Source organism: Ruegeria arenilitoris (assembly GCF_013030985.1).
Taxonomy (GTDB): Bacteria; Pseudomonadota; Alphaproteobacteria; order Rhodobacterales; family Rhodobacteraceae; genus Ruegeria; species Ruegeria arenilitoris_B.
In genome coordinates, this window is the sequence record NZ_WPYP01000003.1 from 123,365 (window position 1) to 138,509 (window position 15,145).

18 protein-coding genes and 1 tRNA gene are annotated in these 15,145 nt (G+C 59.9%); 11 read left to right on the forward strand and 8 right to left on the reverse strand.

Annotated elements, in window-relative coordinates; genetic code table 11:
* Positions 1-212 precede the first annotated feature (212 nt).
* A tRNA-Ala gene (locus tag GOX88_RS08475) sits at positions 213-288 on the reverse strand.
* 144 nt (positions 289-432) lie between these two features.
* Positions 433-759: a TIGR02300 family protein gene (locus GOX88_RS08480; protein ID WP_170400739.1), complete on the reverse strand. Its 327-nt coding sequence runs from the start codon at positions 757-759 to the stop codon at positions 433-435.
* Between the two features lie 100 nt (positions 760-859).
* On the opposite strand from GOX88_RS08480, the gene GOX88_RS08485 reads away from it, so the two are divergent.
* From GOX88_RS08485 to GOX88_RS08495, 3 genes are all read left to right on the forward strand, one after another.
* Positions 860-1,555, forward strand: coding sequence for a M48 family metallopeptidase (locus tag GOX88_RS08485; protein WP_170400740.1), 696 nt, complete (start codon positions 860-862; stop codon positions 1,553-1,555).
* 31 nt (positions 1,556-1,586) lie between these two features.
* On the forward strand, positions 1,587-2,234 hold the full coding sequence (locus GOX88_RS08490; RefSeq protein WP_170328406.1) for a GntR family transcriptional regulator: 648 nt from the start codon (positions 1,587-1,589) through the stop codon (positions 2,232-2,234).
* A gap of 111 nt (positions 2,235-2,345) precedes the next feature.
* On the forward strand, positions 2,346-3,473 hold the full coding sequence (locus GOX88_RS08495; RefSeq protein WP_170400741.1) for a lytic murein transglycosylase: 1,128 nt from the start codon (positions 2,346-2,348) through the stop codon (positions 3,471-3,473).
* On the opposite strand, the gene GOX88_RS08500 is transcribed toward GOX88_RS08495, so the two are convergent.
* The gene (locus GOX88_RS08500; RefSeq protein WP_170400742.1) at positions 3,470-4,432 is read right to left on the reverse strand and encodes an acetyl-CoA carboxylase carboxyltransferase subunit alpha; all 963 of its coding nucleotides are present in this window, start codon (positions 4,430-4,432) and stop codon (positions 3,470-3,472) included. The genes GOX88_RS08495 and GOX88_RS08500 overlap by 4 nt on opposite strands.
* Before the next feature lie 121 nt (positions 4,433-4,553).
* Here GOX88_RS08500 and GOX88_RS08505 point away from each other — a divergent pair, with 121 nt between their 5' ends.
* Positions 4,554-5,387 (forward strand): AraC family transcriptional regulator, encoded by an 834-nt coding sequence (locus GOX88_RS08505; protein WP_170400743.1) that lies wholly within the window; start codon positions 4,554-4,556, stop codon positions 5,385-5,387.
* Position 5,388: 1 nt separating this feature from the next.
* Here GOX88_RS08505 and GOX88_RS08510 read toward each other — a convergent pair whose 3' ends face one another.
* A complete protein-coding gene (locus GOX88_RS08510; RefSeq protein ID WP_170400744.1) occupies positions 5,389-5,985 on the reverse strand; it encodes a LysE family translocator in 597 nt (198 codons plus the stop codon).
* Between the two features lie 73 nt (positions 5,986-6,058).
* Here GOX88_RS08510 and GOX88_RS08515 point away from each other — a divergent pair, with 73 nt between their 5' ends.
* The gene (locus tag GOX88_RS08515; protein WP_170400745.1) at positions 6,059-6,511 is read left to right on the forward strand and encodes an Lrp/AsnC family transcriptional regulator; all 453 of its coding nucleotides are present in this window, start codon (positions 6,059-6,061) and stop codon (positions 6,509-6,511) included.
* A gap of 116 nt (positions 6,512-6,627) precedes the next feature.
* The gene (locus GOX88_RS08520; protein ID WP_170400746.1) at positions 6,628-7,206 is read left to right on the forward strand and encodes a PA14 domain-containing protein; all 579 of its coding nucleotides are present in this window, start codon (positions 6,628-6,630) and stop codon (positions 7,204-7,206) included.
* Positions 7,207-7,239: 33 nt separating this feature from the next.
* Here the strand turns inward: GOX88_RS08520 and GOX88_RS08525 are convergent, their stop codons facing one another.
* Positions 7,240-8,202 (reverse strand): L-malyl-CoA/beta-methylmalyl-CoA lyase, encoded by a 963-nt coding sequence (locus GOX88_RS08525; protein ID WP_170400747.1) that lies wholly within the window; start codon positions 8,200-8,202, stop codon positions 7,240-7,242.
* 294 nt (positions 8,203-8,496) lie between these two features.
* On the opposite strand from GOX88_RS08525, the gene dgcN reads away from it, so the two are divergent.
* The 3 genes from dgcN to GOX88_RS08540 all read left to right on the forward strand — a co-directional run bounded on the left by dgcN (position 8,497) and on the right by GOX88_RS08540 (position 11,404).
* Positions 8,497-9,498: an N-acetyltransferase DgcN gene (gene dgcN, locus GOX88_RS08530; protein ID WP_170400748.1), complete on the forward strand. Its 1,002-nt coding sequence runs from the start codon at positions 8,497-8,499 to the stop codon at positions 9,496-9,498.
* Positions 9,499-9,567: 69 nt separating this feature from the next.
* A complete protein-coding gene (gene dgcA, locus GOX88_RS08535) occupies positions 9,568-10,533 on the forward strand; it encodes an N-acetyl-D-Glu racemase DgcA (RefSeq protein ID WP_170400749.1) in 966 nt (321 codons plus the stop codon).
* 10 nt (positions 10,534-10,543) lie between these two features.
* Entirely contained in the window at positions 10,544-11,404 is an 861-nt protein-coding gene (locus GOX88_RS08540; protein ID WP_170400750.1) for a D-amino-acid transaminase, read from the forward strand.
* A 43-nt stretch (positions 11,405-11,447) separates the two neighbouring features.
* Here the strand turns inward: GOX88_RS08540 and GOX88_RS08545 are convergent, their stop codons facing one another.
* From GOX88_RS08545 to GOX88_RS08555, 3 genes are all read right to left on the reverse strand, one after another.
* The gene (locus GOX88_RS08545) at positions 11,448-11,762 is read right to left on the reverse strand and encodes a DUF1244 domain-containing protein (protein WP_170400751.1); all 315 of its coding nucleotides are present in this window, start codon (positions 11,760-11,762) and stop codon (positions 11,448-11,450) included.
* Between the two features lie 71 nt (positions 11,763-11,833).
* Complete coding sequence (locus GOX88_RS08550; protein WP_170400752.1) at positions 11,834-12,073, reverse strand: DUF6868 family protein; 240 nt, start codon at positions 12,071-12,073, stop codon at positions 11,834-11,836.
* 59 nt (positions 12,074-12,132) lie between these two features.
* Positions 12,133-12,870 (reverse strand): N-formylglutamate amidohydrolase, encoded by a 738-nt coding sequence (locus GOX88_RS08555; RefSeq protein ID WP_170400753.1) that lies wholly within the window; start codon positions 12,868-12,870, stop codon positions 12,133-12,135.
* A gap of 133 nt (positions 12,871-13,003) precedes the next feature.
* On the opposite strand from GOX88_RS08555, the gene pyk reads away from it, so the two are divergent.
* Positions 13,004-14,449, forward strand: coding sequence for a pyruvate kinase (gene pyk / locus GOX88_RS08560; RefSeq protein WP_170400754.1), 1,446 nt, complete (start codon positions 13,004-13,006; stop codon positions 14,447-14,449).
* Positions 14,450-14,694: 245 nt separating this feature from the next.
* Entirely contained in the window at positions 14,695-15,132 is a 438-nt protein-coding gene (locus GOX88_RS08565; RefSeq protein ID WP_170400755.1) for a universal stress protein, read from the forward strand.
* Positions 15,133-15,145 lie beyond the last annotated feature (13 nt).

Consider the following 15,145-nt stretch of genomic DNA (forward strand, 5'->3'; position numbering starts at 1 on the left):
TTTTCTGTTCACTTTCGATTCGGAAACGCGGGTCCTTCCTGCGGGGGTTGGGCCTGTGGGTGGGAAACAGCGCAGAAAACTATTTGTGCGAGCGCTCTGGAATCGTGGCCTACTACTATATCTACCAAAGGCCTTGGGGGTGAAAAAAAGGTGGATCACCAAGCAAACTTGGTAAAATCATTGAGCAATTATAGTGCTTTATGTGGTTTGTTTGGTGGAGCCTAGGGGAGTCGAACCCCTGACCTCTTGCATGCCATGCAAGCGCTCTCCCAACTGAGCTAAGGCCCCTTCCAGGTACTGCCGAAGCAGTGGACGGACGTTTATGAGACGGTGGCTGTGAGTGCAAGTCCAAAAAAATGGAAAATGCCAAAAAGTTTGCGTTCCGCGTCCGGGGGTGGGCATGAGGCGGCGAGAGGCCGCCCCTGACCAGTCTTAGTTTTCATCTTCCGACGACATGTCGGTGATATCGTCCAGCGAGACGTTATCGTTGTCGTCGTCATCGTCGTCCAGCAGATCGTCGTCCAGATCGACGTCGACATTGTCGTCATCATCCAGAACCAGATCCTCGGCCGACGCGTCTTTACGCGCTTTGGCCGAGGCGGCGTCTTCCGCATCTGCGGCGATCATCCGGCTTTTGCCGGTCTCAAGCTCCACGATCTCGCCAGTGTAGGGGCTGATGATCGGGTCCTTGTTCAGGTCGTAAAACCGCTTGCCGGTTGTCGGGCAAACGCGCTTTACGCCCCATTCTTCCTTGGGCATGTCAAATCCCCTTGATATCAGGTGAGTCGTAATAACGATTCAGGTCACGTGCCACATGCAGCGGGCACTGTCAAAGCCTTTGAGCAGGAGAAACAGGCATATGGGAGATCACGCACTGCCCGGGACGCCTCCGGTGCCGCTGACGTTGCGCAAATCAGCGCGGGCGCGGCGGATCAGTCTGCGGATTTCCCAACTGGACGGGCGGGTTACGCTGACCTACCCGCAGGGTGTGCCCGAGTCTGAGGCGCTGAGTTTCGCCCGCTCCAAGGAAGAGTGGATACGTCAGCATTTGCAGGATCGCCCCGACCCGGCAGTCGTTCAGTTTGGTCAGACAATCCCCATCGAAGGCGTGGAGCGGCGAATCGTTCCTGCAAAAGGCCGCCGCGTACTATTGCAGGGCGATGAGATCGCCGTGCCCGCAGGAGCCGAGGCACGGCGTCTGGCGCGGTTTCTCAAGGAATTGGCGCGGGACCGTCTGACCGGGGCCTGTGATGATTACGCGGCGATGCTGGGCCGGTCTTATTCCAGCCTGACCATCCGCGACACCCGATCGCGCTGGGGGTCGTGCAGCTCTGCCGGGGGGCTGATGTTTTCCTGGAGATTGATCCTCGCCCCGCCTGAGATTCTGCACTATGTCGCCGCGCATGAGGTAGCGCATCTGGCCGAGATGAACCACTCGCCCGCATTCTGGGCGCAGGTCGAACGGATTTTCGGTGATTACGGCGACCAGAGGCTCTGGTTGCGCGACAACGGGGCGCAGCTGCACCAGTACAGATTTGATGCCGCGGTTAGTTGACCTCGGGTCTTTTTGTGATCACAAATTGGGAATGTTGACCACACGACCCTCCGACTCTCACGGCGCGACACATGATCGGGTGTATCGCACGTTGCGCTCTCGAATCATGCATGGCGAAATGGCGCCGGGGCAGGCGCTGACCCTGCGCGGGATCGGCAAGGAATTCGGTGTTTCGATGACCCCCGCGCGTGAAGCGGTGCGGCGCTTGGCGGCTGAAGGGGCGTTGTTTCTGTCCACGTCTGGCCGCGTTTCAACGCCCGAGCTGACAAATGACCGGATCGAGGAATTGGCCGCCCTGCGCGCATTGCTTGAGGTCGAACTGGCCAGCCGCGCTTTGCCGCGTGCGCATATGGCTCTGATCGATAGGTTGCAGAGCATCAACATGAATGTGGCCGAGATGGTCACCAAGCGCGATGCTGTCGGATATATCCGAACCAATCTCGAGTTCCACCGCACGCTCTATCTGCGGGCGCAGGCCCCGGCGATGTTGGCCATTGCGGAAACAGTCTGGCTGCAGTTGGGCCCAACCATGCGCGCGCTCTATGGCAGGTTGCGGCGGACCGATCCTCCGCATAACCACAAGCTGATCATCGCAGCGTTGCAGGCCGGAGACGAGCCGGGTTTGCGGCTGGCGGTCCGCTCGGATGTGACACAGGGTCTGCGGTTGCTGGTCAGCTAAGCGGCTTGTTGCCGAAGGTCGGAAATTGCCCCTGATTGGCTTTGTCGTTGTGGCCTGAAGATTGGGTCTGGGTTACTCTGGTCCAAATCACAACAAGAGCAGATTTCAATCATGATCGATCGACGGATATTTTCACTGGGCCTCGGGTCGGCCTTGCTGACCGCCTGTTCCACCGGTGCCCCAACCAACACGCCCGCCTCGCGGATGCGACCGGTGCCCAATGCCGGGTGGGACGCCTGGGTTGCAAGTTTCAAGGGCCGGGCGTCGGCGCAAGGGATTTCACAGAACACCCTCAACCTTGCCTTTCAGGGGTCTGGCTATTTGCCCGAGGTGATCGAGCGCGACCGCAATCAGGTCGAATTCAAACGCTCGCTTGAGGATTATCTGGCGATTGCGGCTTCGGACGAGCGGATCGACACAGGCAAGCAGATGCTGGTGCGTCACGCAGGCACCCTGTCGCAGATTGAGGCGAAATATGGCGTCGACAAAGAGGTGGTCGTGGCCGTTTGGGGGCTGGAAAGCCGCTATGGCGCGCGGCGCGGAGATGTGCCGGTGATCTCGGCGGTGTCCACGCTGGCCTATGACGGACGGCGCGGCGCGTTCTTTGAAAAGCAACTGGTGGCCGCGCTGCAGATTATTCAGGAGGGTGACACTAGCCCTGCCAACATGACCGGCAGCTGGGCCGGAGCGATGGGGCATACACAGTTCATCCCGACGTCTTATCTAGCCTATGCGGTGGATTTCACCGGCGACGGGCGGCGGGATATCTGGTCGGATGATCCGACGGATTCGCTGGCCTCAACCGCCGCTTATCTGGCGCGCGCGGGTTGGGTGCGGGGACAGCCTTGGGGGGGTGAAGCCGGTACTGTCTCGGGCACGCCGGTCGCGGTGTTGCAGCCGCAACAACCGGGGCCGCGCATTGCCGTCTTCCGCAACTTTCAGGTGATCAAACGCTATAACAACTCGGACAGCTATGCGATTGGGGTCGGGCATCTGTCTGACCGGATCGCGGGCGGTGCGCCGTTTCAGGCCTCGTTCGGGCCGGATGCTACGGGGCTGACGCTGGAGGACCGTAAAGAGCTTCAGCGCCGCCTGACCTCGGCGGGCTACGACACGCAGGGCGCGGACGGGGTGATCGGCAAGAATACCGAATCCGCGATCAGCGCATATCAGCGCGCCAATGGGCTGGCCGTTACCGGCAAACCCTCTGTTGAATTGCTGCGGCAGTTGGGCGGTTAGGCCGCCAACCCTTTCGAGCCGATATCCAGGAATTTCTGACGGCGGTCCTGAATCAGGGCCGCCGCATCTTTGCCGTCCAGCTCTTGCAGCATGGCGGCAATCGCTGTGCGTACCGATTCAACGGTCGCTTCACGGTCCCGGTGGGCGCCGCCCTTGGGCTCGGTGATGATCCGGTCGCAGACACCCAGCTTATGCAAGTCCTGTGCAGTCAGGCGCAGCGCTTCGGCGGCCTCGCGCATCTTTTCGGCGTCCTTCCACAGGATCGAGGCGCAGCCCTCGGGCGAGATCACCGAATAGACCGAGTGCTCCAGCATTGCGACGCGGTTCGCGGTGGCAAAGGCCACAGCCCCGCCCGAACCACCTTCGCCGATGATCACCGATACCAGCGGCACACCGATTTTCAGGCACATCTCGGTCGAGCGCGCGATGGCTTCGGACTGGCCGCGTTCCTCGGCACCCTTGCCGGGATACGCACCCGCCGTGTCGATCAGAGTGATCACAGGCAGGCCAAAGCGGCCGGCCATTTCCATCAGGCGCACGGCCTTGCGATACCCTTCGGGGCGCGCCATGCCAAAGTTGCGTTCGATCCGCGATTTGGTGTCCGAGCCCTTTTCGTGGCCAATCACCATCACCGGCTGATCGTTGAACCGGGCCAGGCCGCCGATCACCGCCAGATCGTCGGCAAAGTTCCGGTCACCGGCCAGCGGAGTGAATTCGGTGAACAGGGCGTCAACGTAATCGTTGCAATGCGGGCGCTCCGGGTGGCGCGCCACCTGGCATTTCCGCCAGGGGGTCAGGTCGCCATACAGCTCTTCCAGCAGCTTGGCAGCCTTGGCGTCCAGCGCGGCGGCTTCTTCTGCCACGTCCATCTCTTCGTTGGCACGGGCCAGCGCGCGCAGTTCCTCGGCTTTGCCTTCGATCTCGGCAAGGGGTTTTTCGAAATCCAGATACTGGGTCATAACGCCTCTCAACGCGGAAGTTCCTTGCTATATGACCTGACGTCGCCCCGGATGCAACTCAGCAAGATTTGTGGATGCGGAATATGCAACCACGGATGAGCAAAGTGAAGGAAGGACACCAATGCCGACCAGCTATGAAAACCGAATTCTGCGCGTGCTGGACTATATCCACGACAACCCTGCCGGGGATCTGTCGCTGGATGCGCTGGCCGACGTGGCCGCGATGTCTCGGTTTCATTGGCATCGGGTGTTTCGCGCCCTGACCGGCGAGACTTGCGCGCAGGCGGTGCGTCGTATCCGTCTGCACCGTGCGGCCATCGCGATGGTTCAGTCCGACAAGCCAGTGGCGCAGGTCGCATCTGATGTGGGCTATCCCAACCTGAATTCCTTTGCACGGGCCTTTTCCGAGGCCTACGGCAGCAGCCCTGCCGCATTTCGCAAGGCCGGGCAGTTTCTGCCCGCCCATCCACGATTCAGAACCGGAGAGTATCCCATGTATCCTGTAACCACCCGAACCGAACCCGCCCGCCGCGTTGTTGGCCTGCCGCATAAAGGTGCCTATGCCGAGATCGGCAAAAGCTTTGAGGCCTTCGGCGCCCTGTGCGAAGCCCGCCAGTTGTGGCCGCAGGTCGGGCCGGTGATCGGCATATATCTCGATAGTACCGACAGCGCACCCGTAGACGATCTGCGCAGCTATGCGGGGGCTGAATTCCGTGGCGACGCAACGCCCGAAGGCATGGAGGCCGTGCAAATCCCCGGAGGCAAAACAGCCGTGATGACCTTCAAGGGTCCATATTCGGGGCTTGGGGCTGCCTATCACAGCCTGTTCGGCAACTGGTTGCCGGAATCGGGTGAGGAGCCAGCGGATCAGCCGTGTTACGAAATCTACCTGAACGACCCCCGCGACACCGCGCCCGAGGAGCTGCTGACGGAAATCTGCCTGCCGCTGAAGTAACTCAGTTCGGCCACAGGACTGGATAGAGCGATGCAACCAGCAAAGCGGCCATGGTCCAGTTGAACGCCACCAATCGGCGCGGGTTCGTGAGGACTCGCGCCATTTGCTGCCCCAGAACGGTCCAAGTGCTGACCGAGGGCAGGTTCACCGCCCCAAAGATCAGTGCCACGATCACGATGGCCTTCAACGTATGGTCCGGCGTATAGGCTGTGGTGGCCGTCAGGGCCATGGCCCAGGCCTTGGGGTTGACCCATTGAAACGCGGCAGCCTGCAGGAAGGTCATGGGGTCGCCCTCAGACGCCTTGCTCTTGGTCGGAGCCGCATGTGCGATCTTCCAGGCCAGAAACAGCAGATACCCGACCGAGACGATTTTCAGCGCCGTGTAGCTGACCGGATACCTGTCGAACAACTGCACCAGCCCGGCACCGACCAGCAGGACCATGACGGTAAACCCCAGCCCGATCCCAAGCATATGCGGGATGGTGCGGCGAAACCCGAAATTGGCACCTGACGCCATCAGCATCAGGTTGTTCGGCCCTGGGGTGATGGACGAAACAAAGGCAAAGACGATCAGGGCCAAAAGGATGTCATAGGTCATAGTTGCTATAATTGCCGCGAAACGACCAAATGAAATTGCGTTTTCGTGCGTATTTGCAGTAGTTTCGCAACAAATGACGAAGTTGGATCAAATAAATCAACAAATATTGCGTGAGTTGTCCCGCGATGGCCGCATCAGCAACCTGGAGCTGGCGGACCGCGTTGGTCTGTCGCCTTCGGCCTGTCTGCGCCGGGTGCAGGAACTTGAGCGCGCGGGTGTGATATCAGGCTATCGCGCGGTGCTGAGCCCGGCGGCGCTGGGGGTGGGCTTTGTGGCCTATATCGGCGTTGGTCTGGGCGAGCATACCAAGGCCGCGCAGGAAGGGTTCGAACGCGCCCTGCAACGCGCGCCGGAGGTGGTGGAATGCCACAACATTACGGGCACGATCGAATACCTGTTGCGCGTGGAATGCACCGACCTTGCCGCCTACAAGACCTTTCACACCGACGTTTTGGGAACCCTGCCGCATGTGACGTCGATCACGTCCTATGTTGTGATGGGAACCCCCAAGGACATGCGCGCCTGAGCGGGCATGTGATCCTTAACTGACTTGCAGGGTAAAAATTCACGTCTTAGTGTCACCAAAAGGTCCGGGCAAACAGGCAGAAGAACCTCAGACGGGCCAAGCTCAGGGAGATGACTATGACATTCGTTCGGACCGGAGCGCTTGCCGCAACCTTGGCGTTGATCGCCGGGGCAACCATGGCCGCGCCGTTGAAACTGCAACCCGCAAACCCGCAACCCAACCCCAAGGCCGGGTTGAATGTGAAATATTATGGTACAGGCAATCAGCACAAGAAGATCCGAGATCTGAGCCAGGCCAAAAGCCTGCTGTCTCAAGCGCAGCCCGGAAAACCGCTTCGGGGGTTGGATTATGCTGACACCAGCAAGGGTGAGGATGTCATGACGTTCGACGGCGCATACAATGTTGCCGCCGAAGTTACCGGGTATATGCGGTTCGACTCGCCGGGGATTTACGAGTTGGAAACGTGGTCCAATGACGGGATCGAAGCTTCGGTTGGTGGCCAACAGATTGGCCGCGTGAACGGTATTCAAGGATGTGAAGCCAATCAGCGAACCGAAGTAGAGGTACCCCAGGCGGGCTGGTATCCATTGAAGATTGTTTACTTCCAAAAACTAGGAAGCTCTTGCCTGATGATGAAATCGGGTAAACAGGGTGAGCGTTTCACCTGGACGCCCAACGACGTATTCGGCCGGTAAGAAAAAGGGCGCCCCGCAGGGCGCCTTTTTTGATTAGCCGTTGGCGGCGATCAGTTCTGCCTGTGCCACGATCACCTCGGCCTGTTTGATCGAGGCGATATCGACCAGACGCCCTTTGTAGACAGTGGCACCCTCACCATTGGCCTTGGCTTGCTCCATCGCGGCCAGAATTTCGCGTGCCTCGGAAACAGCCTCATCCGACGGAGTGAAGACCTGATTGGCCAGTGCGATCTGTTTCGGGTGGATCGCCCATTTGCCGACCATGCCCAAAGTGGCCGAGCGTTTGGCCTGCGCGATATAGCCCTCGTCATCCGAGAAATCGCCGAACGGCCCGTCCACCGGCAGCACGCCATGGGTGCGGCAGGCGGCGACGATGGCGGCCTGCGCCCAGTGCCACGGATCGGACCAGTGTTTTTCGCCTTCGCGCAGCATGTAGTAGTTTTCCTGTGTGCCGCCGATGCCGGTGGTCTGCATTCCCATCGAGGCAGCAAAATCCGCCGCACCCAGGCTCATCGCCTGCATTCGCGGGGATGAGGCCGCGATCTCTTCGACATGGGCGATACCGGCGGCGGATTCGATGATGACCTCAAAGCTGACCGGTTTGGTACGGCCCTTGGCGCGCTCGATGGCGGTGACCAGAGCGTCCACCGCGTAGACATCCGCCGCGCAGCCGACCTTGGGGATCATAATCTGGTCCAGACGGTCACCTGCCTGTTCCATCAGATCGACCACATCGCGATACCAATAGGGCGTGTCCAGCCCGTTGATCCGCACCGACATGTACTTGTTGCCCCAATCGACGGTGTTCAGTGCCTCGATCACATTGGCGCGGGCGGCGTCCTTGTCCGACGGCGCGACCGAGTCCTCAAGGTCGAGGTTGATCACATCCGCTGCTGACGCGGCCATTTTCGGGAACAGCTTTGTGTTCGATCCCGGCCCGAACAGCTGACAACGGTTGGGGCGCGCGGGGGCGGCGGGTTGAATGCGAAAGCTCATCTGGACCTCGTGCAAGAAAGGAAATTACGATTTTCTTGCCATATGAGGTATTAAATTGCGCAACGCTTCGCAAGCGCCTTTGTGCAGCTGCGGCAATGCAATCGCAGCATCTGCCGTAGGTTGCGGTCTGCGTGGTGATTAAAGATTAATCACTGTGAAAACTTAGGAGATTTTTGCGTGCTGGCTTCTATGGGCGCAAAAAAATCCCTCACGGGCAGCCGAACCCAAAGGAAAACGCGAAACACTCGTTAAGCACGTCCCTTAGCCTGCGTCGGAATCAAAGGAGTGACCGCAATGATCGAGACACCGTACCTGCTGTTTTTGGGCGATGCGCCCGACCAATTGGCGGCCAAAGTGGCAGTTGGAATTAAGGACTGGCGTCCCGAAAACGCCGTGGGCCAGTACCGGATGGACGGCTGCAAGGCCGATCTGGGCCTGACGGACATGACCCTGACCGAGGCGAAAGCAGCCGGGGCAAAAACTCTGGTCATCGGCGTGGCCAACCGTGGTGGTGTGATCAGCCAGGAATGGAAAAAGGTTCTGGTCATGGCGTTGGAGGAAGGGTTTGACCTCGCCTCGGGCCTGCACAACCTGCTGAGCGATGAACCCGATCTGGTTGCTGTTGCCGAAGCGACCGGCCAGAAATTGCACGACGTGCGTGTGCCCGAAGTAGATTACCCGATCGCGAATGGCATCAAGCGCAAGGGCAAGCGGTGTCTGGCTGTGGGCACCGATTGTTCGGTCGGCAAGATGTATACGGCGCTGGCAATGGACGCTGAGATGCGCGAGCGCGGCATGAAATCCACCTTCCGCGCCACCGGTCAGACCGGCATCCTGATCACCGGGGACGGTGTGCCGCTGGACGCGGTGATTGCCGACTTCATGGCCGGCTCGGTGGAATGGCTGACACCTGACAATGACGACGACCACTGGGACCTGATCGAAGGGCAGGGGTCGCTGTTCCATGTGTCTTATTCAGGTGTGACCATGGCGCTGATCCATGGCGGTCAGCCCGATGCGCTTATCCTGTCCCATGAACCGACCCGCGAGCATATGCGCGGCCTGCCGACCTATCAGCTGCCGACACTGGAGACCCTGCGTGACACCGCGCTGGCATTGGCCAAGGTGGCGAACCCGGATTGTCAGGTCGTTGGCGTTTCGGTCAACACGCAGCACATGTCCGAGGAGGACGCCTCCGCCTATCTGGCCAAGATCGAAGCTGACATGGGTCTGCCTGCGACCGATCCGTTCCGTTTCGGCTCGGGCAAGCTGGTGGACGCGCTGGCCGCGATGTGATCTGAACGACGCGCCGGGGGCGAGGTTCTTCTCCCCGGCGTATTTTTGAAAAGACGAAGGAGCGTTTGCGTGCAGGTAGAGGTCTCTCGCGATGTATTTCGGCTGGCGCAGGTGTTCACCATCTCGCGCGGGTCGCGAACCGAGGCAAAGGTGCTGACAGTTCGGATTTCGGACGGAAACCATCAGGGCTGGGGCGAATGCGTTCCTTATGCGCGCTATGATGAGACGCTCGAGTCGGTCGAGGCCGAGATTGCGGGTCTGCCCGCCGAGTTCACCCGTCAGTCGCTGATGGACCTGTTGCCTGCCGGTGCCGCCCGAAACGCCGTGGATTGTGCGTTGTGGGATCTGGAATGCAAACGCGCGGGCAAGCGGGCTTGGGAATTGGCCGGTCTGCCGGTGCCGGGGCCTGAAATCACTGCCTACACCCTGTCGTTGGACACGCCCGAGGCGATGCAGGCGCAGGCGGCTGCGAATGCGTACCGTCCATTGTTGAAGATCAAGTTGGGTACGCCGGACGACATGCCCCGGCTGGAGGCCGTGCGCGCAGGCGCACCCAAGTCCAAGATCATTGTTGACGCCAACGAGGGCTGGTCGGCCGAGGTGTATGCCGATCTAGCGCCGCATCTGGTGCGGCTTGGCGTCGAACTGGTCGAACAACCTCTGCCCGCCGGGGAAGACGACGCGCTGATCGGGATGGATCGCCCGGTGCCTGTCTGTGCCGACGAATCCTGCCATGACCGCGCCAGCCTGCCCGCGTTGAAGGGCAAATATGATGTGGTGAACATCAAACTGGATAAAACCGGTGGCCTGACCGAGGCGCTGGCCCTGCGTGAAGCTGCGCTGGCCGAAGGTTACAAAATAATGGTCGGCTGCATGGTCGGTAGTTCCCTGGCCATGGCGCCCGCGACACTGTTGGCGCAGGGTGCGATGGTAACGGACCTTGACGGCCCGCTTCTGTTGGCCGAAGACCGCGACAACCCGCTGATTTTTGATGACGCCGGAGTGCATCCGCCTGTGGCGACGCTCTGGGGCTGAGGAGAGATACATGACCCGCACCGTTTACGTGAATGGCGAATACCTGCCCGAGACCGAGGCCAAGGTGTCCATCTTTGACCGTGGTTTCCTGTTCGCAGACGCCGTTTACGAAGTCACCAGCGTTCTGGACGGTAAGCTGATCGATTTCGAAGGCCACGCGGTGCGCCTCAAGCGGTCGCTGGACGAACTGGAGATGGCCGAGCCCTGCACCAAGGAAGAGCTGCTGGAGATTCACCGCAAGCTGGTCGAGCTAAACGGCATTGATGAGGGTCTGATCTATCTGCAGGTCAGCCGGGGGTCGGATGGCGACCGGGATTTCGTATTCCCGTCCGCCGACACCAAACCCAGCCTAGTGCTGTTCACCCAGAACAAGCCCGGCTTGGCCGACAGCCCTGCGGCCAAGAAAGGTGCCAAGATCATCTCGATCGAGGATATCCGCTGGGGCCGTCGTGACATCAAGACCGTGCAGCTGCTCTACCCGTCGATGGGCAAGATGATGGCCAAGAAAGCGGGCTGCGACGATGCGTGGCTGGTCGAAGACGGCTATGTCACCGAGGGCACCAGCAACAACGCGTATTTCGTCAAGAACGGCAAGATCGTCACTCGCCCGCTGTCGAACGACATTCTGCACGGCATCACCCGCAAGGCGGTGCTGCGCATGGCAGCCGAGGCGCAGATGGAAGTCGAAGAGCGTCTGTTCACCATTGATGAGGCGAAAGAGGCGGATGAGGCCTTTACCACCTCGGCCAGCGCATTTGTCATGCCGGTGGTCGAGATTGACGGGGTGACGCTGGGCGACGGCACGCCGGGTCCGATTTCGAAACGCCTGCGTGAGATTTATCTGGACGAAAGCCGCAAGGCCGCGATCTAAAGCAGAGGCCCGCCAAAACGGCGGGCCTTTTTCGTACCGGGCATCAGCCCTTTTTCATTACGTTCTCTTCGAAGGCGATCTTGAAGGCGGCCTGTTTCTCGGGGCTGGCTTCGGTCTGATAATTGGCCTTCCACTCATCCATGGTCATGCCGTAGAAAACCTCGCGGGCTTCGTCCTTGCCCATCTCGATGCCTTTTTCGTTGGCGGCTTCCTGATACCAGCGGGCCAAGCAGTTGCGGCAGAACCCGGCCAGGTTCATCATGTCGATGTTCTGAACGTCGGTGCGATCTTCCATCAGGTGTTTTTGCAACCGACGGAACGCGGCGGCCTGAAGTTCGATTTCGGTTTGCTTGTCCATGGTCTGGCTCCGGATGACAGTATCGTTGTCTCTGACCTAGCGGTCCCGTGGCGATGTTTCAACACGGTGTCTCAGGCCAGTTTCAAAGCCAGCCAAGGAATGATGCAGAAGATCAGGGTCAGGATTTTATAGTTCGCCAGATACCGGAAATACGCCCGTTTCACATCCGGACGCTCCATCTGGAACATCCGGCCATGAACCCCTGCGATCCAGTCCTGCAACAGCACGATCATCAGGGTCGTGAAAAGCAAAACCGCGATGTTGAGCACCGCCATCCAGCCAAAGACGGAAGTCAGAAACTCCTGAGTCATGATCGCCCCCTTTCCCTATATATATGGGGATCAGCGGCTGGCCTCACAATACGGTGTGATCAAAGGCCGCTGTCAGCCAGAGCATCCTGCAGGATCACGGCCATACGCTCGGCCCAGGCGCGTTGACCGGCGTGATCGGCGATCAGGTCGTTACGCAGCTCGATCAGGGCGTTCGGGCGCCCATGGGCGGTGCAGTGGCGGTCAATAGCATCGCCGGGCAAGACACCGGTATAGGGCTCGTTGACGCCGACGCACAGGTCGCCCCCGGCCTCGAGCCGGTTGACGAGCGGGCGCGAGAACCGTTCGTCCGGCGTGTGCAGCACACCGATATGCCATGGGCGTGGCGCACGGCCGCGCAGCTGGCGAGTGAAGGAATGCATTGACACAATCACCGCATGCGGCAGGCCCGCCATGCGCCCAAGCGCCTCATGGTAAGGGCGATAGCACATGTTCAGGCGCCGTTCGCGTTCAGTCGCATCGGCGTGGCGGTTGCCGGGAATGATCGAGCCGTCATAAAGCTTCATTAGCAGGGTTGGATCATCCTCACCCCTGTTCGGATCGATCACGAGGCGCGAGAAGTTCGCTGCAATCACCGGCGCGTTCAGGATCTCGCCCAGATGCTTTGATACCTCATAGGCGCCCACGTCATAGGCGATGTGACGCTCCATATCCTCGCGCGGCAGGCCGAGGTCGCCACCATTGATTTCGGGTGGCACTGTATTGGTTGCATGGTCGCAGGTGATCAGCCAGCGCGACGGGCGATCAGCGCCGTGGATAAAAAACGGAGAATACGTCATAAGCCTGTCATCTAGTTTGTCGCAGGTGTAGGGCAGTTGCTTTGAAAAGGGAATTGCGCAATAAGCGGCGTGAAGCAATGTTTGCGGTAACATTTTTGCGAAACCAAGAGATGACGTCAGGAGAACACCACCAATGCGACGCCTGAGAAATGTAAAAATCGTGGCGACGCTGGGTCCGGCGTCCAATGACTATGACATGATCCGCGCCCTGCACGAGGCCGGCGCGGATGTGTTCCGCCTGAACATGAGCCACGGCAGCCATGACGAGATCCGTGAGCAGCATCGGATCATTCGGCAGGTGGAAAAGGATCTGGATAGCCCAATTGCCATCCTAGCTGATCTTCAGGGGCCGAAACTGCGCGTGGGTGAGTTTGCCAATGACGCTGAGGAATTGGAGGAGGGCGCGGCCTTCCGGCTGGATCTTGATCCGGCACCCGGCGACGCAGGCCGCGTATGCCTACCGCATCCCGAGATTTTCGCCGCACTTGAACCGGGCGCGCGTCTGTTGGTGAATGACGGCAAGATTCGTTTGATCGTTCAAAACTGCGGCCAGGATTTCGCCAATTGCACGGTCGAGGTGGGCGGTACCATCTCGAACCGCAAGGGCGTCAACGTGCCCGACGTCGTACTGCCGCTGGCGGCGCTGTCTGCCAAGGATCGCGACGATCTGGAATTTGTTTGCCAGCTGGGCGTTGACTGGCTGGCGCTGAGCTTTGTTCAGCGTGCCAAGGACGTGTTCGAAGCTCGCGCGCTGGCCGATGGCCGTGCCTCGATCCTGTCCAAGATCGAAAAGCCTGCGGCGGTTGAAGCTTTTGACGACATCCTCGACGCCTCGGACGGGATCATGGTTGCGCGTGGCGATCTTGGGGTGGAACTGCCGGTGTCTGCCGTGCCGCCCATCCAGAAACGTCTGGTTCGGAAATGCCGGGGCGCGGCCAAGCCGGTGATTGTCGCCACCCAGATGCTGGAGAGCATGATCGAAAGCCCGATGCCCACCCGGGCCGAGGTTTCGGACGTGGCGACCGCCATCTACGAGGGCACCGATGCCATCATGCTGAGTGCGGAATCCGCGGCGGGTTCGTACCCGGTCGAGGCGGTGCAGACCATGAACAAGGTCGCCATCGAGGTTGAGGCCGACCCCACTTATATGCAGATCATTTCCGCGTCGCGCAGTGCCAAGGGAACAACGATTGCTGATGGGATCGTGGCCGCCGCGCGTGAGATTGCGGAAAAGACCGACATCAAGGCGATCTGCTGCTTTACCCAAAGCGGAACCACCGCGCTGCTGACGGCGCGGGAACGCCCCAGCGTGCCGATCATTGCCATGACACCGGCCACCGGAACCGCGCGGCGTCTGTGCCTGAGCTGGGGCTGCCACTGCGTGATGACGCCCGAGCTGGAACGGTTCAAGGGTGCTGTCGTCAACGCGGCCCGCGCGGCGCGGGCAGGCGGATTTGCGGCCGAGGCTGATCAGATCGTTGTGACCGCCGGTGTACCCTTCAACGTGCCGGGAACCACTAATATTCTGCGTATCGCGCCTTGTGATGAGCGTCTGATCTACAACACGGACCCGGGCTGACCCATACGGTAAAGCCCCTTATTCACCGCTGGTTTGCGGTATTTGCCTAATTTTTGGGCGAAAAAAATACAGTAATATCAACAAAAAGCCGGACTCTGGGTTGAGTTCGGCAATTTCCCCTCTGTTTTTCGGTGTTTTTCCCGGATACTGGTTCGCGTGGGCAGTCTACTCAGAAAGTTCCAGGTTCCGGCTGCCCTGCCGGGGGCACGGGCCCCGGTACAATCAAAAAATAACGGAGGAACGTCATGACAACGAAAATTGTCATTGGACTGGACGGGACAGAAACCGGGGAACGTGCGATCAACTTTGCCAAGGATTTGGCCGGGCGGATCGGATCATGTGAATTGCTAGTGGTTTACGTGATCGAATGGTCCCCTTTCACTTTCCAGACACCTGAAGAAAACGCTCTGCGACACAAGCGGCGCGAGGAAGAGGTCGAACTGGCCACCAACCGCATTGTCACTCCTGCGGTAGATGCGCTCAAGGCAGAAGGTTTCGCGGCGCATGGCATAGTGCGCCATGGTGACGTGGCCGAAACGCTGAACGCGATCACGGTCGAAAACAAGGGCACACAGATCATCGTCGGGCGTGCCTCGGCGGACGGGTTCAAGAAACGCCTGTTCGGCAGCTCGACCCAGAATCTGGTCATGCACGCCGATGTGCCGGTCACGGTCGTGAACTGAGGGGAGTGACGAG